This is a genomic window from Lactobacillus sp. ESL0791 (assembly GCF_029433255.1).
GTDB lineage: Bacteria > Bacillota > Bacilli > Lactobacillales > Lactobacillaceae > Lactobacillus.
The window spans coordinates 542,644-565,934 of sequence record NZ_JAQTHU010000001.1; the positions used below are offsets into that span (position 1 = coordinate 542,644).

General features: G+C 39.7%; 21 protein-coding genes and 1 pseudogene. 19 read left to right on the plus strand and 3 right to left on the minus strand.

Going from position 1 to position 23,291, the window contains the following annotated elements:
- Positions 1 to 51 precede the first annotated feature (51 nt).
- The 9 genes and pseudogenes from PT285_RS02615 (at position 52) to PT285_RS02655 (ending at position 11,984) form a co-directional block, all read left to right on the plus strand.
- A complete protein-coding gene (locus tag PT285_RS02615; protein WP_277147653.1) occupies positions 52 to 915 on the plus strand; it encodes a MurR/RpiR family transcriptional regulator in 864 nt (287 codons plus the stop codon).
- Between the two features lie 99 nt (positions 916 to 1,014).
- Positions 1,015 to 2,481: pseudogene (locus PT285_RS02620) on the plus strand (PTS transporter subunit EIIC); the annotation flags it as partial.
- A 19-nt stretch (positions 2,482 to 2,500) separates the two neighbouring features.
- Positions 2,501 to 3,397: an N-acetylmuramic acid 6-phosphate etherase gene (murQ, locus tag PT285_RS02625; RefSeq protein ID WP_277147654.1), complete on the plus strand. Its 897-nt coding sequence runs from the start codon at positions 2,501 to 2,503 to the stop codon at positions 3,395 to 3,397.
- A 162-nt stretch (positions 3,398 to 3,559) separates the two neighbouring features.
- Complete coding sequence (locus PT285_RS02630; RefSeq protein WP_277147655.1) at positions 3,560 to 4,531, plus strand: ribose-phosphate diphosphokinase; 972 nt, start codon at positions 3,560 to 3,562, stop codon at positions 4,529 to 4,531.
- 221 nt (positions 4,532 to 4,752) lie between these two features.
- Positions 4,753 to 5,214: a YbaK/EbsC family protein gene (locus PT285_RS02635; protein ID WP_277147656.1), complete on the plus strand. Its 462-nt coding sequence runs from the start codon at positions 4,753 to 4,755 to the stop codon at positions 5,212 to 5,214.
- Between the two features lie 159 nt (positions 5,215 to 5,373).
- Entirely contained in the window at positions 5,374 to 6,972 is a 1,599-nt protein-coding gene (locus PT285_RS02640; protein ID WP_277147657.1) for an ABC transporter ATP-binding protein, read from the plus strand.
- Positions 6,962 to 8,551, plus strand: a complete 1,590-nt coding sequence (locus PT285_RS02645) for an ABC transporter ATP-binding protein (RefSeq protein WP_277147658.1) — start codon at positions 6,962 to 6,964, stop codon at positions 8,549 to 8,551. The genes PT285_RS02640 and PT285_RS02645 overlap by 11 nt, the downstream gene beginning before the upstream one ends.
- 260 nt (positions 8,552 to 8,811) lie before the next feature.
- Positions 8,812 to 10,398, plus strand: coding sequence for an ABC transporter ATP-binding protein (locus PT285_RS02650; RefSeq protein ID WP_277147659.1), 1,587 nt, complete (start codon positions 8,812 to 8,814; stop codon positions 10,396 to 10,398).
- Entirely contained in the window at positions 10,395 to 11,984 is a 1,590-nt protein-coding gene (locus tag PT285_RS02655; RefSeq protein WP_277147660.1) for an ABC transporter ATP-binding protein, read from the plus strand. The genes PT285_RS02650 and PT285_RS02655 overlap by 4 nt, the downstream gene beginning before the upstream one ends.
- Positions 11,985 to 12,162: 178 nt before the next feature.
- Here the strand turns inward: PT285_RS02655 and PT285_RS02660 are convergent, their stop codons facing one another.
- A complete protein-coding gene (locus tag PT285_RS02660) occupies positions 12,163 to 12,918 on the minus strand; it encodes a DeoR/GlpR family DNA-binding transcription regulator (RefSeq protein ID WP_277147661.1) in 756 nt (251 codons plus the stop codon).
- A 241-nt stretch (positions 12,919 to 13,159) separates the two neighbouring features.
- Here PT285_RS02660 and PT285_RS02665 point away from each other — a divergent pair, with 241 nt between their 5' ends.
- From PT285_RS02665 to PT285_RS02685, 5 genes are read left to right on the plus strand one after another with little or no spacing between them, the layout of a single operon-like run.
- The gene (locus tag PT285_RS02665) at positions 13,160 to 13,615 is read left to right on the plus strand and encodes a PTS sugar transporter subunit IIA (RefSeq protein ID WP_277147662.1); all 456 of its coding nucleotides are present in this window, start codon (positions 13,160 to 13,162) and stop codon (positions 13,613 to 13,615) included.
- 15 nt (positions 13,616 to 13,630) lie between these two features.
- Complete coding sequence (locus PT285_RS02670; protein WP_277147663.1) at positions 13,631 to 13,951, plus strand: PTS fructose transporter subunit IIB; 321 nt, start codon at positions 13,631 to 13,633, stop codon at positions 13,949 to 13,951.
- Between the two features lie 6 nt (positions 13,952 to 13,957).
- The gene (locus PT285_RS02675; protein WP_277147664.1) at positions 13,958 to 15,052 is read left to right on the plus strand and encodes a PTS fructose transporter subunit IIC; all 1,095 of its coding nucleotides are present in this window, start codon (positions 13,958 to 13,960) and stop codon (positions 15,050 to 15,052) included.
- 28 nt (positions 15,053 to 15,080) lie between these two features.
- Entirely contained in the window at positions 15,081 to 15,932 is an 852-nt protein-coding gene (locus PT285_RS02680; RefSeq protein ID WP_277147665.1) for a class II fructose-bisphosphate aldolase, read from the plus strand.
- 27 nt (positions 15,933 to 15,959) lie between these two features.
- Entirely contained in the window at positions 15,960 to 16,853 is an 894-nt protein-coding gene (locus PT285_RS02685) for a ketose-bisphosphate aldolase (protein WP_277147666.1), read from the plus strand.
- 224 nt (positions 16,854 to 17,077) lie between these two features.
- On the opposite strand, the gene PT285_RS02690 is transcribed toward PT285_RS02685, so the two are convergent.
- Complete coding sequence (locus PT285_RS02690) at positions 17,078 to 17,992, minus strand: proline-specific peptidase family protein (RefSeq protein ID WP_277147667.1); 915 nt, start codon at positions 17,990 to 17,992, stop codon at positions 17,078 to 17,080.
- A 148-nt stretch (positions 17,993 to 18,140) separates the two neighbouring features.
- Between PT285_RS02690 and PT285_RS02695 the strand changes: the two genes are divergently transcribed.
- The 5 genes from PT285_RS02695 to PT285_RS02715 all read left to right on the plus strand — a co-directional run bounded on the left by PT285_RS02695 (position 18,141) and on the right by PT285_RS02715 (position 21,892).
- On the plus strand, positions 18,141 to 18,884 hold the full coding sequence (locus tag PT285_RS02695) for a PAS domain-containing protein (protein WP_277147668.1): 744 nt from the start codon (positions 18,141 to 18,143) through the stop codon (positions 18,882 to 18,884).
- 110 nt (positions 18,885 to 18,994) lie between these two features.
- On the plus strand, positions 18,995 to 19,441 hold the full coding sequence (locus PT285_RS02700; RefSeq protein WP_277147669.1) for a DUF3290 domain-containing protein: 447 nt from the start codon (positions 18,995 to 18,997) through the stop codon (positions 19,439 to 19,441).
- Positions 19,442 to 19,450: 9 nt separating this feature from the next.
- The gene (locus PT285_RS02705) at positions 19,451 to 20,083 is read left to right on the plus strand and encodes a DUF421 domain-containing protein (RefSeq protein WP_277147670.1); all 633 of its coding nucleotides are present in this window, start codon (positions 19,451 to 19,453) and stop codon (positions 20,081 to 20,083) included.
- Between the two features lie 16 nt (positions 20,084 to 20,099).
- Complete coding sequence (locus tag PT285_RS02710) at positions 20,100 to 20,927, plus strand: Sir2 family NAD-dependent protein deacetylase (protein WP_277147671.1); 828 nt, start codon at positions 20,100 to 20,102, stop codon at positions 20,925 to 20,927.
- An 8-nt stretch (positions 20,928 to 20,935) separates the two neighbouring features.
- Positions 20,936 to 21,892, plus strand: a complete 957-nt coding sequence (locus PT285_RS02715) for an exonuclease domain-containing protein (protein ID WP_277147672.1) — start codon at positions 20,936 to 20,938, stop codon at positions 21,890 to 21,892.
- A gap of 181 nt (positions 21,893 to 22,073) precedes the next feature.
- On the opposite strand, the gene PT285_RS02720 is transcribed toward PT285_RS02715, so the two are convergent.
- On the minus strand, positions 22,074 to 23,282 hold the full coding sequence (locus tag PT285_RS02720; protein WP_277147673.1) for a CPBP family intramembrane glutamic endopeptidase: 1,209 nt from the start codon (positions 23,280 to 23,282) through the stop codon (positions 22,074 to 22,076).
- Between the last annotated feature and the right edge of the window lie 9 nt (positions 23,283 to 23,291).

A 23,291-nucleotide genomic window follows, 5' to 3' on the forward strand; every position in this document is an offset into this window, starting at 1 on the left:
TGTAAACTAACATATAAGTAAAATATTTTAACTTATAGGAGCTGTTTACAAATGGATTTTAAAAATAGAGTTATTGCGGAAAAAAGTAGCTTAACTGCGGCTGAATTGAAGGTTGCAGATTACATCTTAAAAAATCCACGAGTTGCGATGGCTTCTAGTATTAGTCAATTGGCTGTCAGAGCTGGCGTAAGTGCTGCAACGGTCACACGGATGATTAAAAAACTTGATATTGATTCATATACGGCAATGAAAGTGATGCTGTCTGGCGACTTAGCCAGTGAAGATAAGCACCTAGAAAGTCAACTTGATATTCGGGCGAATGAATCATTTACTTCGATTTGCAATAAACTGATTGAAAATGAGATGACGAATATCAAGCAAACAAAAGATCTGCTCAAGCATAAAAATTGCAATTTGGTCATTAACCGTTTGCTTGAAACTAGAACAATTTATGTTTTCGGAGTTGGGGCATCGGCGCTGGCTGCCCAAAATATTTATCAGAAGTGGTCAAGAATTGGTGCAAATGTAGTATTAGGACAAGATATTAATATTTTTCTTGCTCAGTTAATCAATGCTACTAAGGAAGATACATTGTGGCTGATTTCTAATTCGGGCGAAACACCAGAAGTTTTATACTTAGCAAATTATGCAAAAAAAAACAGTATTCTGACAGTTACTTTGACAAAATTTGGGCATAACAGCCTCTATAAATTAGCAGACCTTCCACTGACTACTTGCAAGCCGATTGAACCCGATGTTCGTGTTGGGGCGACAAACTCGATTACGGGTCAATTTTACGTAATTGATGTCCTGTTTTACTTGTATTTTAGTCGTGATTTTGACCGGTGCTATGAAGCAATTAAAAATTCACAATCATCGGTTAAAGACTATAAGGCACATTTTAAAAATAAATAATATTTGGTATAGATAGTTCTTTGAGCAAATAAAGTTGTTATTTGCGCTTTACTTGAATTGGTCTAGAGACAATTATGATAAATCTAAAAGGAGAAAATAATGAGCGAAGATAAATACACTAAGTTGGGTGACAAAATTTATGCCCATATTGGTGGAATGGAAAATGTCCAATCATTATATCATTGTATGACAAGAATTCGAATTAAGATTAAGGACAATGACAAAGTTGATGTTGATGGCTTAAAGAAAATTGATGGCGTCCTTGGAGTTGTTGAGGGTGACACACTAGAAGTTGTTGTTGGCCCTGGCGTTAATACTAAAGTTGCAGCCTATATGGTAGATTTAGCAGGCGTTAAAGAAAATGACGAGTTCCCAACTACGGTTAATCAAACAAGCTCTTATCAATCTGGAAAAGACGAAGTAACTGCAAAGGCTGACGAAGTTCATGCAGCTCATAAAGCAGCATTGAAAAAAACTTGGTGGCGTGCAGCCTTACAACATATTTCTGCAATTTTTGTTCCATTGATTCCAGCCTTTGTTGGTGCTGGTTTAATTTCCGGTGTTGCTGGCATTTTTCGGAATATGATGACTGCAAAAATGTTGCCGGTAAGCTGGGCATTAGCAATAAATGTTTTAGGCGTAATTGCTAATGGAATGTACGGCTATTTAAACATTTTTGCAGGTATTAATGCAGCGAAAGAATTTGGTGCAACACCAGGTTTTGGTGGAATTATCGGTGGTATTGTAATGTTCAACTTGGCCCCGCCTGCTACAATTCCTAATTTGTTCAGTGGTCAGCCGCTCGCACCAAATCAAGGTGGATTAATTGGTGTTTTGATTAGTGTATGGCTGCTATCATATGTAGAAAAATTCTTCCACAAACATATTCCAGACTCCATTGATATTATTTTTACGCCATTACTGACTGTCTTAATTATGGGATTAGTGACACTCTTCCTGATCATGCCGTTTGCTGGTTGGGTATCAAATGGCTTAATCGGAGCAATCAACTGGATACTAAAAGTTGGTGGTGCATTTTCTGGCTTCATTTTAGGTGCAGCATTCTTACCAATGGTTATGTTTGGTTTGCACCAAATCCTGACACCTATTCATGTTCAAATGATTCAAAAGACAGGCAGCACGCCTTTACTGCCAGTTTTGGCAATGGCAGGCGCCGGTCAAGTTGGAACAGCGATTGCACTTTGGGTTAAGTGCAGAAAGAACAAACATTTAACTAAAATGATTAAAGGAGCTTTACCCGTTGGTTTCTTAGGTGTTGGTGAGCCGTTAATTTATGGTATTTCACTTCCTTTAGGACGTCCATTTATTACCGCATGTATTGGCGGTGGTATCGGCGGAGCTGTTATCGGTGCCTTGGGCGGCGTCGGTGCCTCAGCAATTGGTACTTCAGGTATTCCGCTAATTCCGTTGATTGTAAACGGAAGAGCTTGGGCATACTGTTTAGGTTTGCTTGCTGCATACGCTGGCGGTTTTGTAGTTACTTATTTCTTTGGCGTTCCAAAATCAGCAATGGTTGCCACTAATGAAGATGGTTCACCTGCTGAATAAGCTATAGAAGGTAATTATGGAAATTAAAAATTTAGTAACCGAAACCCGCAATCCCAAGACAATGCACATTGACACTATGTCGACTCTTGAAATGGTTAAGACAATTAATGCCGAAGACCAAAAAGTGGCACAGGCAGTTGGCAGTCAGGATGAGCAAATTGCCAGGGTAATTGACCGGGCCGCAAAGCTTTACGCGCAGGGCGGCCGTCTAATTTACGTGGGTGCTGGCACCAGCGGCCGTTTAGGTGTGCTTGATGCGGCGGAATTAGTTCCAACGTATGGCATTAAGCCTGAACGGGCGGTCGGCTTGATTGCCGGCGGTAAAAGTGCCATGTATCGTGCAGTTGAAGGCGCGGAAGATTCACCCGAACTTGGGGAAAAGGATCTGCGTGAACTCAATTTAAACGCGCAAGACACGGTTTTAGGTCTGGCTGCTAGTGGTCGCACTCCATATGTTATTGGTTGTCTTGATTATGCAAAACAGGTGGGCGCCTTTCCGGTTGCTATTGCCTGTGTTGCAGATTCGGAAATCGGCAAGCATGCGAAGGTGGCAGTTGAAGCCGTGGTTGGTCCCGAGGTTGTCACCGGTTCTACGCGGATGAAGTCGGGAACTGCCCAAAAAATGATTTTAAACATGATTTCAACCGGAGTGATGATTAGGCAAGGCAAAGTTTATCAAAACGTGATGATTGACGTGCAGCCAACTAATGCCAAGCTGGTTGATCGCGCCTGCCGCATTATCAGCGCTACAACTGGTGCAAGTAAAGAAAAAGCACTGGCAGCATTGAAAGACACGGCTAACGATGTTGCTTTGGCGATTGTCATGATCAAAACTGGTAAGGACAGGGACGCTGCGAAGCAATTGCTTCAGGTTAACCATGGCCGTGTTGGGCAAGTTTTAGATAGAAAATAATGGAAAAGGCAAATGTTACAAAAAGCATTTGCTTTTTTGTATCTTAATATACAGTTGAGGCTTGAATGTCGGACAATAAAGTTGAATAATAGTTATTGATAGTGCTTTTTCTGCAACTTTTGTTAAAATATAAGTTGTTAACATGTTTTGATGGAGGAAATTATGTCTTATAAAGACAAGATGATGTTGTTTGCCCTTAATTCGAATGTTCCCTTGGCGAAAAAGATTGCCGCGCGTATCGGCATTCCGCTCAGTAAGTCGAGTGTTGAACGCTTTAGTGATGGTGAGATTCAAATTAACATTGATGATTCTGTTCGTGGTAAGGATGTTTATTTGATTCAGTCTACTAGTGCACCTGTCAATGATTGCCTGATGGAGCTGCTGATCATGATTGATGCGGTGCGGCGTGCTAGTGCGCATAGCGTTAATATCGTGATGCCGTATTACGGTTATGCTCGCCAGGACAGGAAAACTAGGCCGCGTGAACCGATCACAGCAAAGTTAGTTGCCGATATGCTGCAAACGGCAGGAGCTGATCGCGTTCTTTCGCTGGATTTGCATGCACCGCAAATTCAAGGCTTCTTTGATATTCCGGTTGATAATTTAATGGGCGCTCCTTTATTAGCTGATTATTTTTTAACCAAGCACTTGGAAAAAGGCGCTGTGGTTGTTTCACCTGATCATGGTGGTGTAACCCGGGCTAGAAAGTTAGCAGAATTTTTGGGTACGCCGATTGCAATTGTTGATAAGCGTCGGCCGAAAGCCAATGTCGCCGAAGTCATGAATATCATTGGTGATGTCAAAGGCAAGCGTGCGATTATTATTGACGACATGATTGACACGGCTGGAACAATTACGCTGGCTGCGCAAGCTTTGATTGATGCCGGAGCGACAGAGGTTTATGCGAGCGCAACCCACGCGGTTTTGTCAGGGCCTGCCATTAAGCGGTTGAATGACTCACCGATTAAAAATCTTGTGCTGACAGATTCGATTAACCAACCGATTGAAAATAAGCTGGACAAGATGCTGCTCGTGTCTGTTGGCCCGTTAATTGGGGATGCAATTAAGTGTATTCAAAAGAATGAGCCGCTCAGCCCGCTGTTTAATACACGTTATGAAAAAGATAAGCATTAATTAGAATCATTTTCAGAAATTAAAATACCGGTGGAAAAATTATTTTTCATCGGTATTTTAAATGCTGCTGTTACTGTCAAATATGAATTTTCGCCAATATCTTTTTTATTTTGGCAGCAAACAAGGATATTATTTCGATTAACTTCCAAATATATTTTAGATTATGCTAAAATATTAGTCATAATATTTTAATAATAAGCTAAACTTAGGAGGATGAACGCATGTCATTTACGGATGTTGAAGACTATTTTAAAAAGTACCACATGGAAGATCGAATACATGTTTTTGATGAAACAACAGCAACGGTACAGGAGGCAGCAAATGTCCTGCAGGTTGATCCCAACCAAATTGCCAAAACGATGGCGTTTCAACTGAAGGAAGCACCGATTGTGATCGTTACCGAGGGCGGTGCTAAAATTGCCAACAGCAAATACAAGGGGAAGTTTGGGCAAAAAGCAAAGATGGTCAAGTTCGATGAACTGGAAGAGAAGATCGGGCATCCCGCAGGCGGTGTCTGCCCGTTTGGCTTGAAACCTGGGGTCAAGGTTTATCTAGACGAGAGCCTTAAGAAACACCAAATTATTTATCCGGCTGCTGGCTTGCCCAATTCGGCCATTAAATTGACTTTGGAAGAACTGGAAAAATTTACGACACCATTTGAATGGGTTGATGTAACTAAATAGGAATTAACGGAAGTTCTTTTGCTTGGAAGGCAGGAGTGCTTTTTATTTTGGTTAGAAAAATTGACCACTTAGCGCGTTGCAGCAACTACTTAGTCAGATGGTATTGCTTTTGGGGTAAGATTAAAGTTTAATAAAATTATGAGGAGAAGGGAGCTAGAAATGAATCTTAAAGGACTGATTAAAACTAACTGGCTAAGAGCAATTCTGGTGTTAGGAATTTACGTTGTTTATTCTTATGCTGGAACGATGCAGGAGTATGTTTTTAAATATGTCACTAATGAATTAGCGGGCGGCAAATTACCGCAATTTTTCTTTTGGCTGCTTGTTCAGATAGGTATGGGGTTATTAACGGTTTTGCTATTGCCGCTTGCCACCTGCCTGTTTACCAAACAGATTCAAGAATATGTTCACCAACTTCGGAGTAAATTGCTGCAGTACTATTATTTTGCGGGTTCAGAAAAAGTTGCGGATATGCAAAATGATTTGGTTAACAACATGAAGGTTTTGACCGATGACTATGCCACGCCCTGGATCAGCATTTGGAGCAATCTTATCATTATGGCAATGTCAATTGGCGTTTTGTTTTCGCTGCATTGGAGCCTGATTTTGGCAACGATTGTTGCTGGCATAATTGTCATGCTGCTGCCCAAAATTATGGAAAAGAAAACTGCCACTGCCACTTCCGTTGCCGCTAAAAAGAATGCGACCTTTCTGAATACCGTTGCAAATTGGTTTGGCGGCCTGAATGAATTGCGGCGCTACAGTGCTTCCAGTCGCCTTAACCGGGAGCTTAGGCAAAGCAGTAAAAATTTGGCAGATGCGAATGTTAAGCGGGCACAAGAGAACTCAATTGCTCAGGCTTTTAACGGTTTAGGTAACGCAATTGGGCAAGCCGGTATTAGCTTTTGTGCGGGTCTACTATTTTTTGCCCGTCAGATAGACTTCGGCAGTTTTATGATTGCAGGGAGTTTTGCCTTTTCAATTTTTGCGGGGTTGTGGCAAATTACCAGTGCGGTGACGCAGATTAAATCCACTAAAAAATTGCGTGCAGAAACAAGCAGGCTTCTACAATCGGTAAAAGTTACACACAATTCTGCTCTTGTTACTGGGGTCAGCGGTAAAAATTTGTTTGTGAAGTATGACAATGGTGAGCAAATTGCCTATCCGGATTTTACCATAAAAGGCGGCGATAAAGTTTTGCTAACCGGCGATTCGGGCAGCGGTAAATCCACCTTGTTTAAGCTGTTATTAGGACAACTCAAACCGGCGCATGGCGAGATTATATATACCGGCCAGGATGGACAGGTGGTTAAACCTGATATAGCCCGGATTGGCTATATTGCACAAGATTCGAGTCTCTTTCCCGATACGATTGCCAATAATATCACCATGTTCAACCAAAAATTGCAGACTGGTGTCAAACGGGTGGCGGCCAAAGTGCAGTTACAAACGGATTTGGCACAATTTCCCAATGGCGCGGAGACAGTGGTTGATTTGGATCAGGATAATTTATCTGGTGGGCAGAAGCAAAAGGTTGTTTTGGCGCGTGCGGAGCTTCACCCTGCCAATCTAATTTTGTGTGATGAGGCGACCAGTGCGATTGATAGAGCTACAACTGCCAAGATTATTCATGAGCTGTTAAATTCCGACCAGACGGTCATAATGATTGCTCATAATTTTAGTCCTGAATTACGTAAAATGTTTGATTATGAAATCCGTTTACAGGCTAAGGAAAGGAGACAGGACAATGACAATTAAGGCTTTTTACCGAGCAAATCCCATGCGCTTTTGTCTGCTGATTATGATAACCATTATTCGGCCGTGGTTCACCATTTTTAATACCATGCTGGTTATGTATGAAACTACCGCAATTAAAGACCGGCATTTTAAAATTTGGCTGTTATTAGAAATTGTTTCTTTTGTCATTCTTGCTGGTGACTATGCAATTGAATCGTTTGCAGATTATCTGTCTGCTAAACAAGTGGAACAGTATAATTTTAGCTTGCGTGCAGAAATTGTCGCGCATTTTTATGCGGATGGACAAAACCACCAGATTGGGCAGGTACAAAATCGCTTAACTAATGATTTAAAACAAAATGCCCAAAATTATTTGTTACAATTTTTACAGCTGGTCAATAAAGGCAGCATGTTATTAGCAGTTTTTACTTTTTTGCTGACTTTGCACTGGAGTCTGCTACTGACGATCATCCTAATGACAGCCATTTCATTAACGCTGCCGAAATTAATTGAGAAGCCGTTGCAGAAAGCAATGATGCAGATTTCTGACAGTAATCAAAAATATCTTGATAGTCTTGAAAAATGGCTCTCAGGTCTAGATGAGCTTCGCCGCTACTTAGCTAGTGATAAGCTGTTTCACGTAATGGCTAGATCTTCTAAAGAATTGGAAGATGCTAATGTTAAACAAACAACAATTAGCCAAAGCTTAACGATCGTTACCGGTCTTGTTTCGGAAATTTCTTCGGGGCTCTTATATGCTTTAGCCGGAATATTGATTGTGCAGCACGTTGCTATCTTTGGTGTAATCACCGCTGTTGGCAATTGCGAGTACTACTTGACCAATTCAATTAACCGTCTGGTTACTGCACAGGGACAGATGAAGGGCGCGAAAGCACTTAATCATGAGATTGCCGCTACGGCTGCGAGGATCCCGCCTGTTAAGCAAGAAAAACTGCAGATACCGGTTGCCTTGACAACATCTGATTTAAGCTTAAAGTTTCCTAATGGTGCGAGCCTGGCTTTTCCTGATATTGATGTGAAAAAGGGCGAAAAGATCCTATTGACTGGTGATTCTGGTGCGGGCAAAACAACCCTGTTTAAATTACTGTTAGGTGAAATCAAACCGGCAACGGGCAAGGTGGTTTATAAGGATGAATTAGGAAGAGCAATTAACCCCGATATGAGTAAAATCGGTTATATTCCACAGGCACCGATCCTGTTTCCTGCAACAATTGCCGACAATATGACGATGTTTAACGTCAAGCTGAAGAATCGGCTTGAACCACTGGTTGAAAAAGTGCAATTTGCCGGAGATGTTGCTATGTTTAACGATGGCCTGGATGAAGAAATTGATCTGGATAAGCTGAATGTTTCGGGCGGTCAAAGGCAAAAAATTGTGTTGGTGCGGGCTCTGGTTCACCAAAGTGAAATTATCTTGATTGATGAAGGAACCAGCGCAATTGATCAGAAGGCGACAATGGAAATCTTACGCCACGTAACAAGTAGTGACGCAACGGTGCTGTTTATTGCCCACAGTTTCAACGATGAGATGAAGAAATTGTTTGATCGGGAAATTCATCTGGTGAAGAATAAAAAGTAGGATAAAAATTTTACGTGAATAGAAATGAATCCGGGGGGAAAAAACTCAGCTCAAAAAAATAACATTCTTTTTGAAGATAAATAATTTAGTTGGATTGAGCCATAATAATTTTATATAGGCTCTTTTGCTTGAGCGGCAGGAGAACTTTTTATTTTGCTTGGTAAAATGGACCATTTGGTCAAATAACATTACTTTTGTAAAAAATTAGGGTTTAATGAATATCAATTAAAGTATATTACTGAGTTAGAAAGGAAGAATTAATGAACATTAAAGAGATTATCAAAAGCAATTGGCCGCGGGCTTTGTTCATTATGGTTGTTTATTTCATTTATTCATTCTCGGGGACTGTGACGGAATATGTGTTGAAGTTTGCCACAAATAGTCTCAAAGTTGCAAATTTTAGCAGTTTTCTTTTCTGGATGGTTATTCAAGTAATCGCCGGAATTTTAAGTACAGCTTTTTATTCGCTCGCTGTCTATAGTTCCAGCCGGCAAGTTCAGGATTATTTGCACCAGGTGCGCGACGAATTAATGCACCATTATTATGGCAGTGGCAAAAGTAAACTTTCAGAAATGGAAAATGAGCTTGGCAATAACATGAAAATCTTGGCTGATAATTATGCTCAGCCTTGGTTCAGTATTTTTGAAAATGTACTGATAGTTGCAATGTCAATCGGCGTTTTGGTTTCATTACATTGGATCTTGATTTTAGCAACCGTTATAGTTGCGATAATTGTTATGTTGTTACCTAAAATAATGAAAAAGCCGATGGCAAAAGCTACTGCCGATGCGTCTAGGCAAAATTCCCGTTTTCTAGATACGATTGAACACTGGCTTAGTGGATTAAGTGAATTGCGGCGTTATCGTGCTTTTCCTAGGATGAACAAGGAATTAGACCGTGATAGCCAAAAATTAGCACAGGCTAATATCAAAAAGGAAAACTTGCACGGGATAGCGATTGGCATTAACGGAATTGGCAATGTTTTGGGGCAAATAGGAATCTCGGGTCTAGCGCTAGTCTTGTTTTTTAATCACCAAATTGACCTAGGCGGCTGGATAATTGCTACTGGTTTTTGTTCTAGTGTTTTCAACGGACTGTGGGAGATAGTTGATGCAATTACAGCAATTAATTCAACCAAAGAATTACGGAATGAAACTGTAAAATTGCGTGTGCCTGAATCATTACCAGCAACTGTTCCTGTTAACAGTCTTCAGGTAAAAGATTTGGTTGTGAAATATCAAAATGGCGAAAAAATTAGTTATCCCGATTTTACGATCAAGCCAGGCGACAAAGTGCTTTTGACGGGGGATTCGGGTAGCGGCAAATCAACTTTGTTTAAAGTATTGTTAGGCGAGCTTGAACCGCAGCAAGGGCAAGTGTCTTACTTGACTGCTAAAGGGAAAGCCATAACTCCTAAGAAAGCCCAAGTTAGCTATATTGCCCAAGATGGCAGCCTATTTCCGAGCAATATTACTGACAACATTACGATGTTTGCAAATAAATTAAAGGCAAAAGTGCCGCAAGTTGCGCAGCAAATGCAGCTGGTACCGGATTTAGCTAATTTTCCCGCTGGCTTAGAAACGCAGGTCGATTTAATTCAAAATAATTTATCGGGTGGACAGAAGCAAAAGGTGGTTTTAGCAAGAGCAAAAATTCATGAAGTACCAATGGTATTGCTGGATGAGGCAACGAGTGCAATTGACAGCAGGGCAACTGCCAAAATTGTCCATGAATTACTTCAGTCAAAGCAAACGTTGCTGATGATTGCCCACAATTTTAGCCCAGAATTAATCGCTCAGTTTGATTACCAAATTCATTTAGAGAAAATCACAGGAGGCAGCAAATGACGATTAAAGACTTTTTCAAAGAGAATCCACTACGCTGTATGCTCTTGATTTTCACTGCGGCATTTTTTCCTGCAACTCATATTGCCTTAACTGGCTTGATGGCTCTAATGACAACAGCCGCGCAGAAATGGCAGATTGCGTCTGCTTTTTGGCTGCTTGCTGCTAGTTTTGTACTTTCTTTAGCTGATTATTTTGTTCAAGGCTGGTTTAACTCCTTGTTTACTAAACAGTCTGAGCAGTACAACGTAACATTGCGTCGAAAAATTAATTACCATTATTTCTATGATCAGGCTGACCATCAAGCCTCACAGGCACAAAATCGTTTGACCAACGATCTGGTTCAGGCAACTTGGGATTATTTTGCATCGTGGAGCAATATCGTTATGGACATTAGTTTTTTCATTTCTGCCTTTGTCTTGCTTCTCAGTTTTCATTGGCTTTTACTTGTGACCGTTTTGCTAATGACGTTTGTTTCGCTTTTGCTGCCCAACTTATTAGCAAAGCGGCTCGAAAAAGCAACTACGCATATTTCTGTTGCTAATCAGGCATATCTTGATAATTTGGAAAAATGGTTGTCGGGGTTAGCCGAAATTCGCCGCTATTTATCCGGAGCTAAACTTTTTAAGGTGATGCAGGCGAGTTCGAAAAAATTAGAGGATGCAAACGTTAAGCAAGTTGGTGTTAGGCGAATTCTACGGGTGCTTACCAGCGCTGTTTCTGAAATCTTCAGCTTTTTGCTTTTCGTGCTAGCTGGCTGGCTGATTACGCATAATCAGCTTCAATTCGGGGCATTGATAGCTGTCAGCAATTGTCGTTACTATCTTTCTAGTTCAATTGAGCAAATGATTGATTCATATGGCCGAATTAAGGGGATTAGGCCTTTGAATAAGCAGATTGCGGAATCGGCTAGTCCAGTTGCTGAAACTGAGCCGGTAAAGGTGCAGACACCAGTTGCACTAACAATTTCTAATTTAAGTTTGCAGTTTCCTAATGGTGAAAAACTGACCTTTCCTGATATTGATGTGAAAAAGGGCGAAAAAATCCTGTTGACCGGTGATTCTGGAGCTGGTAAAACCACTCTGTTCAAATTATTGTTGGGCGAAATCAAACCGGCAACGGGTAGGGTGATTTATAAGGACGAATTAGGAAGAGCAATTAACCCCGATATGAGTAAAATTGGTTATATTCCGCAAGAACCAGTGCTATTCCCGGCAACTATTGCCGATAACATGACGATGTTTAACGCTAAATTGAAACAAAATTTGGTACCACTGGTTGAAAAAGTGCAATTTGCTGGGGATGTTGCTAAGTTTCACGATGGTTTGAATGAGGAAATTAATCTGGATAAGCTGAATATTTCCGGCGGTCAAAGACAAAAAATTGTCTTAGTGCGGGCTCTGGTTCACCAAAGTGAAATTATCCTGATTGATGAAGGAACGAGTGCAATTGATCAGAAGGCGACAATGGAAATCTTACGTCAGGTAACAAAGAGTGATGCAACGGTGCTGTTTATTGCCCACAGTTTTAACGATGAAATGAAGAAATTGTTTGACCGCGAGATTCATCTGGTGAAGAACAAAAAATAAGTTGGTGGAAAAATGCGGACGAATTATTAAATTGAAACTTAAAAGCTAGAAATTACGCAGAAAAAGCGTGATTTCTAATTTTTTTAGCTCAAAAATAGAAGTTCGCAGTCGAAACTCTGACTAAAACTAAAGATTTATCCAACCTGTATAAACCATATATTTTGCGAGTGGTCATAGTCTATGTTAAAGCTTTTGCTCTTATTACTTTTGTTTGTTTTCCTAAAATAGATTTTTGATAACTATTTAATTTAGAATCTACAATTATCCCGTCTACATTTTTAATATTAGAAAAAATATAGGGATTAGGTTTGCCTATTTTACTACTATCAATTGCTATAAACGTTTCTTTTGAATGTGCTAAAACAGTTTTTTTAATATTAACATCAGAAAAATTTGAAGTTACTGCTTCATCATGAAATATTCCATTAATTCCTATAAAGGCTTTATCAAAGAAAAAGTTCTGTATGCATTGAACGGTTACAGATCCTATAAATTGATTGGAAGATTTATTATATGTACCACCTGTAAGAGTAACGTAAGCATTTTTATCAACAAGATAACGAAAAACAAGGTCAGAATTAGTTATATACTGTACGCCAATATTTAATGGAAGAAATTGACATGCTGCTGCAACTGTAGTTCCAGCGTCTAAATATACAGTTGTATTTTCTTCAATTAGTGAAGCTATGGCAACTCCTATCTCTATTTTTGCTTTTTTTTGAATATGATTTTTTTCATTAGTCGACTGCTCTACGATCAATGAAGCGCCGCCATATGTTCTAGAAAGTAATTTTTTTTCTGATAATTCATTTAAATCTCTTCTGATTGTCATTGAACTTACATTAAGTGCCTTGGCAATTTTTTCTGTTGATAATGTCTTATTTTCAGAATTATTAAGTAAAGAAAGAATGCGATTTTGTCTAGTTATTTTCATATTTGCCCTTAATTATTTTTAAATGATTAATATTATAAACAGTTACTTGTTTTTTTCTTAAAATAAAATTCAACTTAATTTATATAATATAACTAATGTATGTGTTTGACAATGTTTAACTTCTAAAAAGTCTAATAATAATAATTTTTCAAAATAGCTTTACATCAGTAATTAAATCGTTTACAATACATTTGTAAACAAAGTTAAACAAAAAAAGTAAGTTAAACAAAAAGGAGACAAAGTGAATGCAATAAATATTTCCAAAGTGTTAGATGAAAATACTGTTACTTTAAATTTGAAATCTCGTACCAAGGAAGGGGTAATAAATGAGTTAGCACAATTGCTGAAGGAAAATGGAAAATTAGAAAGCCAAAAAGAATTTGTTAAGGATGTTTTTTATCGTGAAACTGAAGGTATTACAGGATTGGGGCAAGGCATTGCAATTCCACACGGAAAATCAAAAGCTGTGTTAGAAACTTCTCTTGCAATCGGAATCTCTAATCAACCAATAAAATGGGAGAGCTTAGATAATCAACCAGTAACTGTAATAATATTGTTTGCAGTACGAGATGAAGATGCTAATGTATTGCATTTAAAATTATTGCAACATGTGGCTATTTTGTTAGCAGATGATGATTTTGTTAAAAAATTACATGAAGTAAAATCCAAAACAGAATTAATTAACATGTTTAAGTAAAGAAGAGGCGAAAAAATGAAAATTGTAGGTGTTGCTGCGTGTACTTCTGGAATAGCTCATACATATATTGCAAGAGAGAAAATAATTCAGGCTGCTACTAAATTGGGACATGAGGTACATATTGAAACTCAAGGAACTATTGGAACTGAAAATGCATTAACTCCTAAGGAGATCGAAGAAGCTGATTTTGTTATTTTAGCAGTTGATATAAAAATAGGCGGTAAAGAAAGATTTAAGGGAAAGAAAGTGTTTGAAGTTCCGACTAATGTAGTTATAAAATCACCTATTAAGTTAATTGAATTATTAGTAGAAAAAGTAAAAAATGAAAGAGGATGATTAGTTATGTTTAAAAAATTACAGTTGAAAAAGCATGCAATGACGGCTATATCATATATGCTTCCGCTGGTTGTATCTGCTGGATTATTAATTGCAATTGGCAATTTAAGTGGTGGCTCGAATATTACGAATATGAATCAAATTAAAAATGGGCTGAGCATACCAGATGCATTTACCACTCTGGGGGTATGGGGCATGATGTTGTTAGCCCCAGTTATTTCAGCAGCTATTGCATATTCGATTGCAGATAGACCAGGAATAGCTCCCGGGTTGCTTTCAGGAATTATTTCTTATTATATTGGAGCCGGATTCTTAGGTGGTCTACTTGGTGGCTTTGTTATTGGTTGGATAGTACTGTTTTTAGTGAAATATATTAAAGTTCCTAAGTGGGCTGAGGGATTGAAGCCAATGTTAATTGTCCCTTTGCTTGCTTCGATAGCAGCTTTGTTCTTAATGTTTTTTATCCTTGGAAAACCAATCGTTTGGTTGACTGACTGGTTAACAGAATTTCTACAAAGTATGCAAGGTTCAGCTAAATTCTTATTTGGTGGAATTTTAGGAGGAATGGCTGCTTTTGATTTTGGTGGTCCTGTTAATAAGGTTGCATCATTATTCTGTGATGGACTGCTTTTGCAAGGAATAAAAGGACCAGAAGCCGTAAAAATTTTAGCTTCAATGGTTCCACCTTTTGGAATTACTTTGTCATGGGTATTATCACTACTTTTCAAGCACCCAATTTATGGGAAAAAGGAAGAAGATAATATCAAAATTGCCTTTCCGATGGGAATATGCATGATTACAGAAGGATGTATTCCAATTGCAATGGCAGATTTAGTTAGAGTTGTTGCTGCTTGTACGATAGGTGCTGCTATTGGGGGCGGAATGAATTTATCATTTGGAGTGGAAAGTCCAGTCCCGTCAGGAGGCATGTTTATTGTTCCTGCAATGACCCATCCTTGGATCTTTTGTTTAGATTTGTTTGTGGGAAGCTTAATAACCGCACTCATCTTACTCCTTTTAAAGAGAAATCCAGTAAAAGAAAAAGAGGATACAGCACAGACTGAAAATGACATTGATTTAAGTGATATTAAAGAAAATTAATTATTATATTGGAGGAATAAAGAGACATATGTATGTATCAATGACTAATATGTTAGCAAAGGCTAACAAAGAAAATTATGCAGTTGCAGCAATTAATTGTTTTAATTTAGAAAGCGCTTATGCAGTAATTACCGCGGCGGAAGAGATGAACTCACCAATTATTATTGATCTTTTGATGGAACACTTACAAAAACACCTTGGTATGGAAACAGTCCTTCCGTGTGTTATTGACTTAGCTAGAAAAGCAAAGGTTCATGTTGCAATAAATTTAGATCATGGTAAGTCTAAGGATTATGTTGTCAAAGCGATCCATGCTGGATTTTCTAGTGTAATGATGGATTCTTCAGAGCTCACGTTTGAACAAAATATAAAAAACTGCCAAGAAATATGTGAAATAGCACAAAAAAATGATGTTTCTGTTGAAGCGGAAGTGGGAGCTATGGGTGCTGTGAAGAATAGTCAATACACTAATCAAAAGATGTATACTGATCCAGCTCAAGCAATAGAATTTGTGAGGTTAGTTCCAGTAACAGCATTAGCTATTTCTTTTGGTTCTTCGCATGGCATAATGCCTAAAGATTATGTACCAAAATTTAATTTTGATATTTTAAAAGAAATAAAAAAGGCTACAAATATGCCATTAGTTTTGCACGGAAGTTCTGGATGTGGACCTGAAAATATCTCTAAATCTGTTGAATTTGGAATAAATAAAGTAAACATTGGCTCTGATGTAATGAAAGCACAATCAGATTCACTATGTGAACAATATAAAAACAATCCAGATCGCGATTTTGTAGAAATTGTTGAAACGACTATTCAGCCTGCTATAGATACTGTAAAAAAATATATTAAAATTGTCGGCTCAAGTAATAAAGAATAATAAAGTTTAATACTAAGGAGAAAAAATATGTTAATAAATATGAATCAGTTGCTTCCAATAGCTAAAAAGAATCACTTTGCAGTTGGAGCATATAATGTTTCTAATTCGGAACTTTTAAAAGCAGCAGTTGAACAATGTGAAGATGACAATGCACCTGGAATAATTGCAGTACATCCTTCCGAACTTGAGTATGCAAAAGACGACTTTTTTGCTTATGTACTTCAAAGAATAAAAAATAGTAAGGTACCTTTTGTCTTGCATCTAGATCATGGTGATACAATACAAAATGTTGCTAGAGCTATTCATGATGGATTTAGTTCTGTAATGATTGATGGCTCTCTAAGTACTTGGGAAGATAATGTTGCAATTACTAAAAAGACAGTTGAAATGTGTCATCTTGTTGGAGTTACAGTCGAAGGCGAAATTGGAACCATAGGTCAGACTGGTAACCATATCAAAGAGCATTTACAGAATGGAATTTATACTCAGCCTGATGACGCAAAAAAGTTTGTTGATGAAACTGGCGTTGACACTTTGGCTGTTGGAATTGGGACTGCACATGGTATCTATCCTTCAGATGTTACTCCTAAAATTAGAATTGATATTTTAAAAGAAATATTAGCTAAAGTTGATGTTCCTTTAGTACTGCATGGTGGCTCTTCTAATCCTGATGATCAGATTGCTGATGCTGTTAAAACAGGTATAACTAAAGTTAATATTTCCTCAGATTATAAATATGCGTTCTTTGCAGAAGCGCGTAAAGTGCTTTCGGAAAATGATGGATGGGATCCTAATCATCTTTTCCCGAGTTGTATTGTAGCTGCTAAAAAGGTTGTTCACCATAAGAATAAATTATTTAATGCGATTAATAAGGCTGATCTGTACAAAGATACTGAGCCTTGGAGAAGAGATTTACTTTAGAATTATTAATAATATGAATCATGTAGAAGCATATAAGATTTTGTTTGCTTATTTTACTGGTAACTAAGAATTATTTTTATGTATTTAAGTCGTATTGCAGAAAGTGGTATTTTTTAATTAAGCCAATTAGAAAAATTTAACTTAAAAAAAGAGCGTTAGAATAAAAAACTAACGTTCTTTTTAAATGGTATTTACTTAATCTCGCAGTATTTCCTACGATTTTTCTATTCACCCTTAAATGTTCCGGCTTCTACTTCCCTAATGAAATCGGCCAAGTGCTTGTAATAAACAGTCGGATTGTCGACCATGTGGTGGTGGCCGCCTTCTGGGGTGGTTACCAATCTTGAATTAGGGATTTCCTTCTGCATGGTTTTGGCAGTTGCAATCGGCATGGTTTCATGTTCACCAAAGGTTAGTAAGGTCGGCACCTTGATGTTCTTCAGTTGCTTTCTGAAGTGCCAATTTTTTAACTTGCCCGTGATGACGAATTCATTATCGCCCTGAAAGACGTGATAAACATCGCTGCCGCCAATGTCCTTCAGGTGATAAAGCTTGGACGGCTGCTTGCGGTCAACAAAATTAATGTTCAGAATATTAACATCGTCTTGGTAGCGCTGGTTATCATAATCATTATTTTGTTCACATTTGTGCATGAAGTCGATTTCGGTTTGCGGCAGCACTTCTTGCCGGCGCCGGTTGACAGACGCAACGTATTCATCAATTTCGTCAACCATCGACGAAATAATGGCGCCCTTTAAATGCTGACCGTACTTTACGGCATATTCCTGTACGAGCAGCCCGCCCCAGCTTTGACCAATCAGATAAAAATTGTCAAGGCCCAGCTTTCTTCTCACTTCATCAACTTCGTCTAAAAAGTATTCGTAAGTCAAATATTTGTCAGCAATTTTTGGATCGGAAAAATCGGGTTGATCGGAATAAAGTGAGCCCAATTGGTCATACATTGTTACCTGCACGTCCAATCCTTGTTTTTTAAGCTGGTCGGCGGTGTCTTCCCAGTATTCGTGATTGCCGCCGGGGCCGCCGTGCAGCGCTAATAAATGAATGTCGCCGTGCCCCTGAGTATTGGTCCAAAGATGGTAGCCGTTGTCTAGTGTGATAATTTTGGTTCCAGTTTTCATATTTTTCTCCTTAATTAACTTATTATTTTCTATTTTAGACTATCTATCTGTAAAAGGGCAAAGGCTACGCTAAGGTAATATATAGTAGTATTATTGGTGGAATATTGTTGTATAATTTAATTAATTATTGGTGTAAGGAGGAATAATTATGGCAGAACCAGAGTGGTTAAAAAAGATGAACCGTGACGAGTATCTTAAAGAAGACTTTGCTGCAACAGGCAAGTCGCGCTACACGGTTACAGGTATGGATAAAGAAGATCCGGATTGGCTGGACAAGGCGGCTAAGAAGGTGCACGCGGCAGAAGGCGATGATTATGTCAAGCTTGATAGCGGTCTGCTCACAGTCAACCAGCTTAATTGGATGTTACGCTGCACAATCGGTGAATTAAGTTTTGTTGATGATAACAACCAATTCTTGTGGTACAACCGGCCGGTTGACCCAAATGCAAAAATGAAGGCCAAGCGTGTGCCGGCGCAGGTCGGCGATACGATGAAGGATGTTCACCCGGATATTGGCGACGTTATTCCCGAAGCCAAAAAAGTTGTGCACGCCTTGCGCACCAAGGAGGCGGGACATGACGATGTTTACATGCCGGTGCCGAATGGTAATTTGCAAAAGTTGATTTTGCATTATTATAAGCGGGTAGAAGACGACGAAGGCAATTATGCCGGCGTTTATGAATGGGTGCAGGACCTCTATCCGCTCGTAAAGTATTTCTGCGAGACCACTGGTCAAAAGCTGGTCGTTGATGAGGATGCAGCGACGGGTGCAACTTACCGGCGCAATTCTGATCCCGATAGTACGAGTGGTGCTTCAACCAAGTCCGAAACCGAGAAGGAAGAAAAAACTGCCGCCAGTGAAGACACAGCAACAGGCGCTTCGCAAAGTTAAAAATAAAGTTGGTGAGAAAGCTGTTAGAATTTTCTAGCAGTTTTTTGTTATGCTAAAATAAAGCTAAGCGAATAATAAGATCTGTATTTATCGCTAATTTGGGAGGCATTATGACTTTTTACACACTTAAGTTTATTCAGGAAAACCAAGATCAAAACAAAACAATTTTGTACACGCTGATTTTGGTCGCTGCTGTTTTAATGATTATTTTTGCGGTGCTCTATTTACGGCACCGTCTCGATACCCGTTACCGGGATTTAGGTATCATTGCGCTGCTATTTTTGTTATTGTTTGCGGGAACGCAGTATGAACGTTACGTTCAGACAAACACGCAAAAATCACAGTCGGCGCAAGTTGTACCCTTTATTAAGTCGGTAGCCAAAGATTATGGCGTGGCGGAGTCCGATGTGATGGTTAATTCAACCACGCTGCAGGACGGAATTATCGTGCGGATTGATTCACAGAACAAGGATTACCAGCTGACGCTGAATGGCGACAACAACAGCTATACGCTGAAGCAGGCGCACGTAATTGATCATCGGGTAATTAAGAAGTAGGAGACAAAAATGGATTATACACAGCTTTTTATTAAATTTGCACTTGGCGTGTTAACGCTGATTTTTCAGATCAATATTTTTGGTAAGAGTAATTTAGCGCCTTCAACAGCCCTAGACCAGCTGCAAAACTACGTTCTTGGTGGGATTATCGGTGGTTTGATCTATAATTCCAGTATCACCATTCTGCAATTCCTGCTGGTTCTGGTTGTTTGGACTTTAGTAGTCTTTATTTTGAAATTTGCGCGTGACCATAATAATTGGATTCGCGGCTTGATTGACGGCAAGCCCGTGCAGGTCATCAAGAACGGGCGTGTGCTGGTGGCCAACTGCATGAAGGCCGGAATTTCGGCTAATGAATTAATGTTTAAATTGCGCAGCCAGGGCATTTATTCGGTGGAAAAGATTAAGAATTGTATTTTTGAACAAAACGGCCAGCTGACAGTGATCGAGAATGATGAAGCAAATATCCGTTTCCCATTAATTAGTGATGGTCAAATCAACCAAGATGTGCTTGAATTAATTCATAAGGATAAGTCTTGGATTGAGGAAGAAGTCAAGAAGGCCGGCTTTAACAGTGTTAACGATGTTTTCTTGGGTGAACTTAATAATGGTAAAATTTCCTTTACAAGCTATCAGCAATAGTAAAGAAGAGGATTAAATGACAAAAATTAAGCATGCACAGCAGCTGCTGGCAGCGGCCGACGCGGTGATAGTGACCGCAGGTAACGGATTTGCCAAGGCTGAGGGGCTAGATATTTTAAGCAGCCAGGATTTTGCTGCTGCTTTTCCAGAGCTTGCTATCAAATATGATGTGCGGACAATTGGCGACGCGCTGGATCAAAAATTTGCTTCTTGGAATGAGGCCTGGGCCGTTTGGAGTCAGTTGATTAGCAAGTATTCGCATGACTATCAGCCCAGTCAGGCGATGGCCGCTTTAAAAATCGTTTTGCAGGGCAAAGAATATTTTATTGCAACGTCTACTTTTGGGCATTTTTTTGAAAACGCCGGCTTTAATCCCAAGCGCATTTTTAATGCTTTTGGTGATTGGACAAAAATGCAGTGTTCAAGTGGCATCAATCACGGTCTTTATGATGATGGTGCGGTTGTTAGCAAAATCATGACTGCGCTGAAAGCGGGCAAGCAGGTGACAGATGAATTCGTGCCAAAATGCCCTAAATGCGGCCAGCCGCTGGAGCTGCACATGCCGCTGACGCCTCATTTCTTTCCCGACACAGATGCCAATACCGTTTTTCGCTGGTTTTTAACCGGTCACGAAGAGCAAAAGCTGGTCTTTTTGGAACTCGGTGTTGATGAAACCAGCCCGCAGCTAGCGGAACCAATTGTTAAATTGGTGGAACAATACCCGACTTGGTCGTATGTTGCGGCTGATTTTAGCCAAGAAGCACTGCCGGATGCCATTCAGGAGCGGGCGGTTGGACTTGATACAGATTTAACCACGGCTTTAACCGAATTAGCAAAAGAATAGGAAGAAAAATGAGCATTTTTGTTAAAAATGGTGTCTTGCATGTTTCAGGCGCCCAGGAAAAACTGCGCGGCAAGGGGCAGGAGCGGCCTGCTTTTTTGACCGATTACACGCTGCTGGATATCGAAACCACGGGGCTTAGCCCATACCGCGACCGGGTGACCGAGCTCGGGGCAATTAAGGTAGTCAATAACGAAGTTGTTGACCAATATACCAATCTGACATTTTACCCCAAATCAAATAAAGTCCCCGCATTTATTACCAAACTGAACGGAATTACCGAGGAGCGGCTGCTTAGTGAAGGGGTGCCGGTTGCTGATGCCATGAAAGACTTTCGGGCATTTATCGGGGATGACGTTATCATTGGCTACAATGTCAACTTTGACCTAAATTTTTTGTATGACTTAGCAAAAAAATTTCACCTGCCAGAACTTAATAATGATTATGTTGATGTCTTGCGTTTGGCTCGTGCTTTTTATCCACATGAAAAGCACAACCGCCTGCTGGACTGCATGCAGCGGGCCGGGATTGCCCAAGTGGAGGAGCACCATGGTTTAGCTGATTCGCTTGATACGAAAAAAGTCTATGATGACTTTCGGGATAATTTTACGCCCGCTTTGCTTGAGCAGGCTCAGGCGCATGTTAAAAATATCGATTTACTTGAAAAAGAACTTGCGCCGTTGCAGTATGGTTTCCATAATCCGGTTAAAAATAAACGAGTTTTGTTTACCGGCAATCTGGCAATGGATAAAGCGGAAGCGGCGACGATGGTCAGCAATTTAGGCGGGCAGGTGGACCAGGCTGTGACACCGCAGACCGATTATGTGATTAGCGGCGACCATGACTTTTTTGATAAGAAAAATGAAGACTTGAAAGTTGTCCGCGATCTCAGTAAACAGGGAGCCAAGATTCGTTCGTGGTCTGAGAGTTTTTTTCTGAATATGCTGGATGATTGGGCAAGAAGATAAATAAAAACGGAAAGGTGAGAGCCTTTCCGTTTTTATTTTAGGATATTTTGAATGAGAAAGTTTAAAAAGCACCGCCGCCAAAACCGCCTGACGATCCACCAGAAAAACCGCCTGATGCGCCCGTTGTCAATAAGCCATCGGCAGTGAATTAGTTTAAAAGAATATTTTATTTTTTAATGAATCATAATCCTGCCTGGTGTAAATTATTTTCAACTACCTCTTTGCGCTTACCGGAAATCAAGAAGTAGGCTAAAGCAGCATAAATGATTAAAAAAACAATGTCCAGCTGCCAGTCAAATGTGGTCGGCACGCTTTCGTGGGTTGTGCCGGTGGTAAAGAATGCCAACAAATCCCAGCAGCCGTGGTAAATCATGGTGATTGTCAGTGAATCTGTGTAGAGATATAGGGCGGCTATGAACAAAGCCCAGGAACCGACAGCAAACATTTGCTCTAAAGTGGCAGACAGGGGCTGGGCCGTCAAGTTGCCGAAATGGAAAAGCCCGAAAATAATTCCGTCAGTGACAACCAGCAAAATTAACTTTTGCTTGGTGTTTTTAAAAATTCTGGCTAGTAAATTTAAAACACAGTATCGATTCAGCCACTCTTCAGCAATTCCGGCTTCGACGGCGGTCAGTGCTAATTTCCAGTTGACCTTGACCAGTTTGAAATTCCAGGCCGTAAAAAGATTGTTAAATGACGCTGCGGTTGAAAAGCCGTTGAAGAGGGTCGTTGCCACAATGATCAGCAAAAGCCCCAGCAGCATCCCTTTGCTTACCTGAGAATTAATTTTGCAGTGAGGACTGTGGAACCCCCACTCACGCATGGTAATTGCAGTGACAATAATTAGGATAAAAGTGCCGCTTAACCCCGATTCAGTTAAAATTTTAAGTGGTTTAGCATATTTTAAACCCTCCGCAATGGAACTTGGCGTGCCGACGAGCAGACCAAATAGAATTGCGAATAAAATGATGATCCGCCCCCAGTTGTTTTGAATCTTTACCAAGGCCAGCATGGTCATTGGAATGTACATTACAAAAGAATACAGTGTTACCGCAGCCACCCAGAAAGTGCTTGTTAAGATATGGAAATGAGCCAGCATCATCAGCAAAAAGTTTAGACTTTCTTGCAAGGTGAAGGTGACCGCAATTGCCTGAAAATAGTGATTGAACTGCTGCCAGCCACTGGTTGGATTCTTGGTTTTTTTTAATAAGAAAAATTCCAAGCAGGCTAACAGCAGGCAAAATTTAATTAAAATTAATTGGCTTAGTTTGGCGGTTCGACCTAGATGCTGTATGTTAAGTTTGGTGAAATAATTGTATGTCAGCAGGATAACAATCTGTGCCCAAGTCTGCCACAGGTGCCACCTTTTAAGTATTTTTTCTGAAAACATTTTTTCCTC

Bases quoted from the DNA above. Each gene is read 5' to 3' on its own strand.
- PT285_RS02615 (WP_277147653.1), top strand. From the start codon at position 52: ATGGATTTTAAAAATAGAGTTATTGCGGAAAAAAGTAGCTTAACTGCG.
- murQ (WP_277147654.1), top strand. From the start codon at position 2,501: ATGGAAATTAAAAATTTAGTAACCGAAACCCGCAATCCCAAGACAATG.
- PT285_RS02630 (WP_277147655.1), top strand. From the start codon at position 3,560: ATGTCTTATAAAGACAAGATGATGTTGTTTGCCCTTAATTCGAATGTT.
- PT285_RS02635 (WP_277147656.1), top strand. From the start codon at position 4,753: ATGTCATTTACGGATGTTGAAGACTATTTTAAAAAGTACCACATGGAA.
- PT285_RS02640 (WP_277147657.1), top strand. From the start codon at position 5,374: ATGAATCTTAAAGGACTGATTAAAACTAACTGGCTAAGAGCAATTCTG.
- PT285_RS02645 (WP_277147658.1), top strand. From the start codon at position 6,962: ATGACAATTAAGGCTTTTTACCGAGCAAATCCCATGCGCTTTTGTCTG.
- PT285_RS02650 (WP_277147659.1), top strand. From the start codon at position 8,812: ATGAACATTAAAGAGATTATCAAAAGCAATTGGCCGCGGGCTTTGTTC.
- PT285_RS02655 (WP_277147660.1), top strand. From the start codon at position 10,395: ATGACGATTAAAGACTTTTTCAAAGAGAATCCACTACGCTGTATGCTC.
- PT285_RS02660 (WP_277147661.1), bottom strand. From the start codon at position 12,918: ATGAAAATAACTAGACAAAATCGCATTCTTTCTTTACTTAATAATTCT.
- PT285_RS02670 (WP_277147663.1), top strand. From the start codon at position 13,631: ATGAAAATTGTAGGTGTTGCTGCGTGTACTTCTGGAATAGCTCATACA.
- PT285_RS02675 (WP_277147664.1), top strand. From the start codon at position 13,958: ATGTTTAAAAAATTACAGTTGAAAAAGCATGCAATGACGGCTATATCA.
- PT285_RS02680 (WP_277147665.1), top strand. From the start codon at position 15,081: ATGTATGTATCAATGACTAATATGTTAGCAAAGGCTAACAAAGAAAAT.
- PT285_RS02685 (WP_277147666.1), top strand. From the start codon at position 15,960: ATGTTAATAAATATGAATCAGTTGCTTCCAATAGCTAAAAAGAATCAC.
- PT285_RS02690 (WP_277147667.1), bottom strand. From the start codon at position 17,992: ATGAAAACTGGAACCAAAATTATCACACTAGACAACGGCTACCATCTT.
- PT285_RS02695 (WP_277147668.1), top strand. From the start codon at position 18,141: ATGGCAGAACCAGAGTGGTTAAAAAAGATGAACCGTGACGAGTATCTT.
- PT285_RS02700 (WP_277147669.1), top strand. From the start codon at position 18,995: ATGACTTTTTACACACTTAAGTTTATTCAGGAAAACCAAGATCAAAAC.
- PT285_RS02705 (WP_277147670.1), top strand. From the start codon at position 19,451: ATGGATTATACACAGCTTTTTATTAAATTTGCACTTGGCGTGTTAACG.
- PT285_RS02710 (WP_277147671.1), top strand. From the start codon at position 20,100: ATGACAAAAATTAAGCATGCACAGCAGCTGCTGGCAGCGGCCGACGCG.
- PT285_RS02715 (WP_277147672.1), top strand. From the start codon at position 20,936: ATGAGCATTTTTGTTAAAAATGGTGTCTTGCATGTTTCAGGCGCCCAG.
- PT285_RS02720 (WP_277147673.1), bottom strand. From the start codon at position 23,282: ATGTTTTCAGAAAAAATACTTAAAAGGTGGCACCTGTGGCAGACTTGG.